Origin of the sequence: Massilia sp. CCM 8734, from assembly GCF_011682155.1 — a bacterium.
Classification (GTDB): domain Bacteria; phylum Pseudomonadota; class Gammaproteobacteria; order Burkholderiales; family Burkholderiaceae_D; genus Telluria_A; species Telluria_A rubra.
Genome location: NZ_WHJI01000078.1, coordinates 1 through 9,899 on the forward strand (window position 1 = coordinate 1; position 9,899 = coordinate 9,899).

General features: G+C 60.9%; 7 protein-coding genes and 1 pseudogene. 3 read left to right on the plus strand and 5 right to left on the minus strand.

From position 1 onward, the window contains the following. The first annotated feature begins 129 nt into the window (after nucleotides 1-129). Nucleotides 130-1,428, plus strand: a complete 1,299-nt coding sequence (locus F2P46_RS38935) for a DNA translocase FtsK (RefSeq protein WP_208296902.1) — start codon at nucleotides 130-132, stop codon at nucleotides 1,426-1,428. 218 nt (nucleotides 1,429-1,646) lie between these two features. After that, nucleotides 1,647-2,339, plus strand: coding sequence for an IS6 family transposase (locus tag F2P46_RS34630; protein WP_166898903.1), 693 nt, complete (start codon nucleotides 1,647-1,649; stop codon nucleotides 2,337-2,339). A 77-nt stretch (nucleotides 2,340-2,416) separates the two neighbouring features. On the opposite strand, the gene F2P46_RS34635 is transcribed toward F2P46_RS34630, so the two are convergent. Together F2P46_RS34635 and F2P46_RS38095 are read right to left on the minus strand one after the other, a co-directional pair. Continuing rightward, nucleotides 2,417-3,460 carry an IS110 family transposase gene (locus F2P46_RS34635; protein WP_166898904.1) on the minus strand — a complete coding sequence of 348 codons (1,044 nt, stop codon included), beginning with the start codon at nucleotides 3,458-3,460 and terminating at the stop codon, nucleotides 2,417-2,419. A gap of 158 nt (nucleotides 3,461-3,618) precedes the next feature. Next, a pseudogene (locus tag F2P46_RS38095) lies at nucleotides 3,619-3,717 on the minus strand (IS6 family transposase); the annotation flags it as partial. Between the two features lie 508 nt (nucleotides 3,718-4,225). Between F2P46_RS38095 and F2P46_RS34640 the strand changes: the two are divergent. Next, complete coding sequence (locus tag F2P46_RS34640; RefSeq protein WP_166898906.1) at nucleotides 4,226-6,526, plus strand: ATP-binding protein; 2,301 nt, start codon at nucleotides 4,226-4,228, stop codon at nucleotides 6,524-6,526. 123 nt (nucleotides 6,527-6,649) lie between these two features. On the opposite strand, the gene F2P46_RS34645 is transcribed toward F2P46_RS34640, so the two are convergent. The 3 genes from F2P46_RS34645 to F2P46_RS34655 all read right to left on the minus strand — a co-directional run. After that, complete coding sequence (locus F2P46_RS34645) at nucleotides 6,650-7,849, minus strand: sensor histidine kinase KdpD (RefSeq protein WP_166898907.1); 1,200 nt, start codon at nucleotides 7,847-7,849, stop codon at nucleotides 6,650-6,652. 646 nt (nucleotides 7,850-8,495) lie between these two features. Continuing rightward, nucleotides 8,496-9,560 carry a site-specific integrase gene (locus tag F2P46_RS34650; RefSeq protein ID WP_229509585.1) on the minus strand — a complete coding sequence of 355 codons (1,065 nt, stop codon included), beginning with the start codon at nucleotides 9,558-9,560 and terminating at the stop codon, nucleotides 8,496-8,498. Between the two features lie 11 nt (nucleotides 9,561-9,571). Further along, nucleotides 9,572-9,899: hypothetical protein (locus F2P46_RS34655; RefSeq protein ID WP_208296903.1), on the minus strand; the 328-nt coding region annotated here is incomplete at its 5' end.

Here is a 9,899-nt window from a genome sequence, read left to right on the forward strand (position 1 = left end):
TTCATTCTCAGTACCGGACGCCGTGGCCAAGGGTGAGCTGCGGCCGCTGCGGAACCCGTCGAGCGACGAATAAGCCAGCGAACCTAGCCCTAAACCCGGTTTTCCGTTCCACTGCACCTCAAACCCCAGGTGCTTGCCAACGCCGCCATCCCGGCCGAGCGCAAGAAACCCGCCTTCCTGGCCGCCCTCAAGCGCGACGGCTACGTGAACCCTGGCCTGACCGCCGAGGATCATGCCGACATCGACGACGCAACAGCCCCAGTTCCCAGTCTGCCAAACGAGCTGGTCGACGCCGTTCCGGAGCGCGTGGCGCCCGCGCCGGCGCCGGCGCCAGCCGCAACGAACACGCGTGCCGTGGACGACGCGATCACTGCGGGCATGCGCCTGAAAACGGCCAACGGCGCGATGCTGCACAAACCTGGCTCAAGTAAAGTTTTCAAGCTGAGCACCGCACAAAAAGCCTATTACCAGAAAGTGATGGCCCGCCTGGAGCGTGAAGCAGCACCCGTCGCAGGGCCCACCGCTGTGGCGCAGGACGCGGCCGGGGTCGTGCCGGCAGAGAAAGCGGCGCCGCAAAACCCGGTTGTTCCGGACGTGGCCCGTGCTGTCCGACTGGCCGATAACGACATGCTCTATCCACAAGCCGAGGCGTTCGTGCGCGAAAACGCGACCGCTTCGGCCGCGGCTCTGCAACAACACCTCAAAGTCGGGTACAACCGTGCACAACGGTTGTTGGAACAGATGGAACATGCCAGCATCGTGTCGCCGATGGCGTCGAACGGTGCGCGGTCCCTGATCGCGCCGGCGCCCGCCGCTGGCGATGTACAAGTTGTAGCCGAAACCGCTTTCGACATCGCCGCCCATGAATCGGCCACGTCGCCGCTTAACGAGCTGGCCCAACCGACCGAAGCGCAAAAGGAGGCCGGCAACTACAAGCTCGGCCGCGTCAAGCTACACGGCCTGGACCTTTCGATCGAGAACCCGGCCGGCTCGACCCGCTCGGGCGTGGACGGCCAGGGCAAGGCGTGGGAAACCCGGATGGCGCACCACTACGGCTATATTCGCGGCACCGTGGGGGCCGACAAGGATCACGTCGACGCCTTCATCGGACCGAATCCCGACAGCGACAAGGTGTTCGTCGTGGACCAAGTCCATCCCGAATCGGGCAAGTTCGACGAGCACAAGGTCATGTTCGGGTTCGACTCCCTGGATGACGCGCGCGACGGATACGACGCCAATTATGCCCCTGGCTGGAAAGGCGGCCGCCATATCACCGAAACGGACACGGCCGCCTTCAAGAACTGGCTTGCATCCGGCAAGACCAGGCGCCCATTCGCAGAAAGCGCGCCGCGCCGCGGAAGACATGCAGGCGGAAGCCAAGCTGCTGGGCGCCACGCCCGACCAGGTCGACGGGATCGCCTCCGGTGAAGAACTGTGGCGCAAGAATTTTCCAAAAACCTACGGCAATACTCGGGAGGAACGCAAGGCCGCGCCACCGTTGCGCAAGCAGGAGCTGAACCGGATGACGACCCGGGACATGACCGACGACCAGCTGCTGCAGGCGCAAAAAGGGTTCTGTCGCATTAGCGAACGTCGGGGGGGGCAATCATGTAAACTGCGGCGCCCGAACCCCAGGACGAATCGACATGCTCAACTTCAAAGGGATGCGCTTTCCTATCGATGTGATCCTCGTCTGCATCCGGTGGTATGCCGGCTATCCACTGAGCTACCGGCACCTCGAGGAAATGATGGAAGAGCGCGGCGTGTCGGTCGACCATTCGTCAATTAACCGTTGGGCGATTCGCTTCCTGCCGCTCATCGAGAAGATGGCCCGGAAACACAAGCGCCCGGTCGGCTGCAGCTGGCGCATGGATGAGACCTACATCAAGGTCAAGGGCGTCTGGAAATACCTCTACCGTGCCGTCGACAAGCAGGGCAAGACCGTCGACTTCTTGCTGACGGCCAAGCGCGACCTGGCCGCAGCGAAGCGCTTCTTTGACAAGGCCATCGGGGCGAACGGCTATCCGGATAAGATCGCGATGGACAAGAGCGGCGCCAACAAGGGGGCGATCGATGCGATCAACACCGGCCGCGACGTCCCGATCGTAGTACGCCAGGTCAAATACCTCAACAACATTGTCGAGCAGGACCATCGCGCCATCAAGCGGGTGACCAAGCCCATGCTCAACTTCAAATCGTTCCGGTCCGCCGGCTCGGTGCTCGCTGGAATCGAGCTGATGCACATGATCCGCAAGGGTCAGTTCGAGATCGACGGCGCCGATGCGATGTCGTTCGCCGAGCAATTTTTTACGCTGGCAGGGATGGTCCGTCCAGTTTGAGCCGCACAGTGCCGTTCTAGGGAAAATTCCGTCGTTTGATCATCAACGCGACAGAACCCTTTCGTCTACGTTGCTCTCTACGTCGCCGCCGCGAACGGGCGCATGCTGACATGGTCCTTGTCATACGCCTGATCATGAGCCAGTACCGCCCAGATTGTGCGCGCAATCTTGTTGGCCAGCGCTACGATCACCACATTGGGCGGCCGACGCTGACCCAGTTGTTGCAACCATGCACTGGGCGTTTTGGCATGTTGCAGCACCGCTCGCGCGCCATGGATCAGCAAGGTGCGAAGATATGTATCGCCCCGCTTGCTCATACCTAGTAGCCGTACTTTTCCTCCGCTGCCGGTCTGGCCCGGCACAAGTCCGATCCAGGCCGCAAATTCACGGCCAGACCGGAACGTCTTCGCATCGCCCATCGCAGCAACTGCCGCGGTCGCGGTCAATAGACCGACGCCGGGAATAGCGGAGATGGCCATGGCGCCACGCTCTTGCCGCATCCATGCCCGCAACGATGCCTCGATGCGGGCAATGCGCTCATCGAGCCGGGCTAGCTCGTTCCACTGGTCGCGTAACGTGTCGATCAATGGACCGGGTAAGCGTTCGGCCAGCCGTCCTAGCGCTCCTTTTATGCCGGTATCGAAGGCTTTTCGGCCCAGCCCGAACACTTCACCGTACTCGCCGAGCAGGCCGCGCAGCTCGTTGATCTGTGCCGTACGCACCTTCACCAGCTGTTGGCGGATGCGGTGCATCGCCAGTATTGCCTGCTGACTCTCGCTCTTGACCGCTACGCTTCTTACTTCCCGCTGCGTCGCCGCCATATAGATTGCACGCGCATCGGCCGCATCATTCTTGTTTCCGCAAACGAAACCCTTGACCATTTTCCCGCTCATCAGCTTCACTTCATGCCCCAGCTTCTGGAGCTGGCGCGCCCAGTGTTGTGAGCCCCCGCATGCCTCCATGCCGACCAGGCAGGGGCTCCGGTTGGCGAACCACTGCAGGAACTGCGCGCGCTTGAGGGGCTTGTTGATCACTTCACCTGTCTCCTGCTCGACGGTGTAAACCTGAAATACGCTTTTGGCCGTATCGACACCGACCACCGCTTTTCGAGTAGCATTCATGATGTGGATCCTCCGGTAAGAGTCGAAAGTTTTAACGCTTTCAATCTAGGCGATTTTGATGTCGTTCGCCAGCGACGGTACACCGCACTTGCTACCGCCAGCTTCATTCGCACTGTTCCATATTTCCCCGCCGGTAAAGGCGGGAGGCGTCCATTTCATTCCTCAAGGTGTCGGTAGCTCAGCGGATAGCCAGCATACCAGCGGATGCAGACGAGGATCACATCGATAGGAAAGCACATCCCTTTGAAGTTGAGCATGTCGATTCGTCCTGGGTTCGGGTGCCGCAGTTTACATGATTGCCACGCCGACGTTCGCTAATGCGACAGAACCTCGAGACGTGCGTCAACGAGGGCGTTTTTGGTTAAACAGTTTATTCGTACGATCTTCGCGCATCGGAAATTATGTCAAATGAGTCAAACGTGAACGCTGCGTGAATGGCATTTCATGCGGCGTTAAAACCGATTTTCGAAGCGCCACCTGGTGCTGAGAAAAAATGGGGGGCACAATGCCTGCCGAGTGTTATTGGCTTGGGTATAATGGGACCCGAAGACCACCTTCGGCGCGGCCTTCCGATACGAGCCCAACCCTGGCCTCGCGCCACACCCTGAGTTCCAACACGGCTGCCGGGCCGGCCCCATACGGAAGCGCATGCCGCACGGATCTCATTTCATCGAACAATGCGGCCGATTAACAGCCTGCCAATTCTCCCCTGTAGCGTTGGGGGATCCGGCGGCGTGGCCGCCTGTGCTCAACACGGCCATGCGCATGGCCCTAGTTTCCCACCGTCCCATTGTCGTGTGGTGGGGCACGGGCCTCATTCAGTTGCACAACCATGCCTACGGGCAACTGACATCGCTCATCCATTTGTCCGGGCCGCCGTCAGGGAAGGTCGCGATGCAAGTCGATGCGATCATGGCCGGCAGGGAGATGTCGGGCTGCGCGGACCGAACGGAGCTTTCCTCCGAAGATGATGTTCCCCATGCCGTCGTCTGGTCATACGCCTGCACGGCCTTGCTCGACGAGGCGGGCGTTGCCGGCGTTATGGCAGTTTGCGAGGACGTCACCGAGGCGCGCGCCGCCTCCGCCGCTAAAGCCATCCAGTACCTGCGCTTGGCCGAAGACGCGGCAAGGGCACGACGGGACACCGACGAGTTTAAAACGGCCCAGCTACAGCGGCTGCGGATGATGTTCGAGCAGGCCCCAGGCTTCATGTGCATCCTTGATGGGCCAGACCACGTTTTCGAGTTCGCCAACGCCGCGTTCTTACGCTTGGTGGGCGGGCGGGATCTCCGTTGGAAGTCGGCGCGCGAGGCGCTGTCGGACTTGGAGGGACAAGGATTCTTTGAGAAGCTTGACGAGGTGTACCGGTCGGGAACTCCTTTTGTTGCTCGCGACGTGCCGTTGTCAATCCAGCGCGAAGCCGGCACACCGCCCGACGCCCTTTTCGTCGACTTCGTTTATCAGCCTCTGTTCGGCGCCGACGGTCGAACCACGGGCATCTTCGTCGAAGGCTTCGATGTCACTGAACGGCGCGTCGCTATATCTGCGCGCGAGGCCAGCGAGGCCCGCTTGAAGCAAGGCATGCTCGCCGCGCGCATGGTGGTTTGGGACTGGGACTTGTTGACGGACAGGACAGTCTTCTCCGACAACGCCGTCGCCGTGCTGGGCGGCGACTGGACGGACGTTAGTGGCGTTTGGCGCTCAGTCCACCCAGACGACTTGGCCAGCATGGCCGCCCGGCGAGCGGTGGCCATGGCCTCTTTGGGGACCTACGAGGATGTGATACGCGTCAACCGCCTCGACAACGGGAACCTGATCTGGCTACAAGTGCGCGGCACAGTGCTGGCAGGGAGCGACGGCCAACCCGTCCGCATCCAAGGCGTGTCGATCGACGTGACCGAGCGCAAGCGCGCTGAGGAGGCTTTGCGCTTCGTCGACTGCCGCAAAGACCAGTTCGTGGCGATGCTTGCTCACGAGTTGCGAAATCCCTTAGCGCCGATCGTCTCAGCCGCCCAGATTTTGAAGGCGCGTAGCTCTGGCGATGCAGGCGCCCGCAAGGCCGCGGAAATCGTCGCGCGCCAAGCCGAGCACATGGCCAGCCTGATTGACGATGTGCTCGACGTCTCCCGCTTTAACACGGGCGTGATTACCCTCGACGTGCGGCAAATCGACCTGCGCCAAGTCTTGGCTGACGCCGTCGAGCAGGCGCGTCCAGCCATGAACGCACGCGGGCATCGCTTCGCCTACCTGCCCGAAGGCGCGCCGGTTGCAGCGCGCGGCGACGCAAACCGTCTGGTGCAAGCAGTAGCAAATCTGCTTCAAAACGCGGCCAAGTTCACTCCAGCGGGTGGGAGCGTAGAGCTTTCGATGGCATGTGATGGCGTCGTGGCAACGATAGGCGTGCGGGACAGTGGCGTCGGCATCGACCCGGACCTGCTGCCACATGTCTTCGAACTGTTTACGCAGGGGGAACGCTCGTCGGAGCGCGCCCATGGCGGTTTGGGGTTGGGTCTTTCGCTCGTCAAAAGCTTGGTCAACCTTCACGGTGGGAAGGTGTCCGCCCACAGCGCGGGGCCGCGTGCTGGATCCACTTTCGTCATTGAGCTGCCTTTGGCGGGTCCGCATGGCGCCGATTCCGTGCCTATGCCGGCGTTCGCTCCGGCAGCTGCGGCCCGCGCGCTGGACATCTTGGTTGTCGACGACCATTTTGATGCGGCGCGCATGCTGCGCATGGTCTTAGAGGAAGGCGGGCATCGCGTACGGGGCGAGAGCGATCCTCTTCGCGTACTCACGCGCGCTGCAGAGGAGGACATCGACGTTTTCCTGCTGGACATTGGGCTGCCGGGAATGGACGGCAATCAGCTTGCCCGGACAATCAGGGCCATTCCGCGTACCGCATCGGCCACCCTGGTGGCTGTGACGGGCCGGGGAAAGGAGTACGGACGTGCAGCAGCCTTAGCTGCAGGCTTCGATCACTATTTCGTGAAGCCCGCTAATGTCGGGGAGCTATTGGCGGTGCTTTCTGAAATCGCCCCGCGCTCTTGGCGTGGAGGGTTGCCCCCCTGAGGCCCTGCGGCGCTGCGGCGCTAGTTTAAGCCTGTGGGGTCAATGCGGCCCCGTGCCAAGCTTAGGATCTTCCGCTGCTTGCAATGCACGGTGAAACAATAGGAAAGGTGGACCGGGTGGCGGTTAATCCTGAGCGCAAACTATTGGAAGGATGAGGCGGAATCGACTTCCTTGGCCGGTTCCATGGCTCGTGGCGGTGATTAGACCGCCGTGTTTTTCGCAAATGTCCTTAGCGATAGCTAAGCCCAGCCCGGCCCCAGCCCGTAGCCTATCTTTGTGGGTGGCAAACTGGGTGTAGGGCCTAAAAATCATCTCGATTTGCCCAGGGGCGATGCCGATACCGCTGTCCTCGACCTCCGCCTCCATCAGCGCGCCGTCCACCTTTACTCGCAGTGCAATGCTTCCCCCGTTGTCGGTGAACTCACTGGCGTTGAGAAGGACGTTGGCGAGCGCCTGCGAAACGCGATCCGGATCACAAACGACCATCTTGTCCCGTACTTCGAAATCAACGTCTACATTTTGCCCTCGAGACTCGGCCTTCTCTGTAAGGGCATCCAACGCCGTGTCAACTACTTTGGATAGAAGCACCGATTTGATACGTAGCGAGATGCCGTTTTCGGCCAAGTTGGAGGCGTCCAAAAGATCTCCTACGAATCGCGACAGCAACTTTACCTGCCGCTCGACCACATTGGCCATCTTAACAATCTGGGCGTCGGTGGACACACGCTTCATCACACCAGCCGCGCTCAGGATCGGCGAGAGGGGGTTGCGTAGTTCGTGCGCCAAAAGCGATAAGAAGGCACTTCGGTCGTCGTCGGCCCGTTGGAGCTCGTCGGCGAGTCGCTGGCGTTCTGTGTTGTCAACTAGCACGCAGAGAGCCCCGGCGACGGCTCCGTCGGATCCGCGCGCCAACTTTGGGTGAGACTCGATCCGACGGCGCGTCCCGTCGGGACGTTCGAGCCACATCTCGACGGCGTCAAGGTCTCTGCCACTCGAAACTGCCTGTGCAGACGGATAATCCTCCCTCGCCAGGCAATGCCCGTCGAGGTCGAACATGGCGTGTGCACCGCTCCACTGGCCGTGCTCCGAGGGATTAGGCACGCGCCCCCAAATCTCGACGGCAGCTTCGTTGTGGCTCACCACCGCCCCTTGAATGTCGCAGCAAAAAGCTGCCACAGGGAGCTGGCTGATGAGGGGAATTCGAAGCGGCGCGCGCCGATCGACAAACCGTCTACTGAAAGCGTCGCCATCTCCGCGCGCGGTCGCGAGATTGTCAAAATTGATGGAATCGTTCGCGGAAATTTCGTTCGGTTTGTTTTCCATAATGGTTCTCTTCCAACGCTTGGACGAATATTGCAGACCATGCGTTTCCGCGACATATCGCCCCAAGTGCGCGAAGTTTTGGCGCAACGACGGGGAGGTGGGCGGAGATATATCACACCTTTTAATTAAACCGCATTGGCGCATCAGCTAGTGTCAGAAGATCGCCTATTAAGTTGTAGTCCTACACCTTATGCTGTCCAACACACGTATCTTTTGTCCTATTAGAACTACTTGCACACCGTGGAACACTCCACCCTGTTGCGCGGCCTATGCCAACGATGGCGTGGCTTGGTTACACAATTTTTCGCTGTGTAACTTTTCTTGTAACCTATTTTTGTGTAACCTTTTTAGCCCCCTTAACAGACCCCGAATTTCACCGATCAACGTCATTGGGTATTGCCCCAACAGCAGCTCGGCGCGGACCCGATATTCTGGCGTAACTCGTTGATTTTTTTCTGTAAATTGTTTAAACCCGACCGGCGGAAAATGGGGTGTTCCATACCGTGGAACATTCCGCGCAGTCTCGCAAAACAGGTAGCATTCCAAGCTCAGTCGCGCGGTCCAACCAGCCGCGAAACCGACAATATGTCTCCCGTGCAATGCCAGAGCCGAAATTGTCACTGAGGATTAGGTGTTGTCACGAGAGTCAAGCACCGCTAGGGCCGCTTTGACGCGCATCGCCCATTTTCCGCCCACCGTAGATTTTGTCCTCGATCCGGTCCTGCGCACGGCTGGCCACGTCCATGTTCACTTCCAGGTAGCCCATCGTGGTCTTCGGGTCCTTGTGGCGCATGATGGCCTGGATGGTCTGAATGGGTGTGCCTTCCTCGGACATGAGCGTGGCGCAGGTGCCGCGCAGGCGATGGGGCGTGATCCCGGTGAGGGAGGTGGCGGCGTTTGCGCGACGCATCGCGTAGCGGGCGAACCCATCCGGCAGCGCCCGGCCCTGCTTACCTGGCGCGATGAGGCCCTGCGGTCGTCGTTGGGGCGCCAGGTACGCAACCAGCCAGCGCGGCATCGGCACTGGGACCGCCTCCTTCCCCTTGGTAATGCCGGGCGTGAAGGTTCGCCGCTCCCAGTCGATCCACTCCCAGCAGGCGCTGGCCGCTTCCGACTCGCGCAGGCCCAGGCCGTACATTAGACGCACAGCGATGGCGACGGACGGCGAGCGCGTGGTTGCCTTGTCGATCTCGGCCAACCAGTCGTCGGTGGTCTTGGTGGGCAGCGTGGCGCGCGGGATCTTCTGGACCGGCAGCATGGGGACGTCCCACGGCAGCTTGGGGATCATCTTGCGCTTGACCGCCCAGTTCACCAGCAGCTTAAGCTTGCGCAGCCAGTGGTTCGCGGTAGCCGGCTTGCGCATGGCCAGGTGCGCATTGCGCGCCTTCTCGATGATCTCGGTGCCTAGGTCGCTAATTAGCAGCTGGCCCAGCCCGTGAAGGTGCCGGCGCTTGAACACATCGATGCCGCGGCGATGTGAGTTGCTGGCCACCGGCGCGCGCAGTTCCTCCCATTGCTCGATCAAGCCTTCGAGCGTGGGGACCGGTTGCGACCCGGTGGCGATCAGGATAGCGTCGGCGTACGCCGTGGACATGATCGCGTGGGCGCGCTTGTGGTTAACTTCGTGGGTGGTGCGCTGGCGCCGCGCGCCGCCGGCAAGGCGGAAGCGGTAGTGGTAGTACTTGCCTACCTTAAAAAGGGTGCAGGACATCCCGACCCCAATTAGGCGGGCGGGATGAACGAACCGAGCTGGTGCAGCACCGGCGCCGGAAGTAGTTCCGGCGGCTGTGCTGGCGCCGCCATCGCTTCGTGGGCCTTCTTGATGCTGTGGCTCATGCTGTAGGCCGCCTGCCCAAAGCTTTTCACATGATAATAATAGGTGCGCTCGCTGATGCCGAGCACGGCGGCCGCCTGCTTGGCCAGCGCGGCGTCGCCGACGTAATACGCCTTGAATGCCAGGAACTTGCCCTTCCATTTCTTCATGTCGGCCAACGTATGGACGGCCATGTTGAAATACTGCATGTCAGGGTGGTTACGGGCGTTTGGCTCC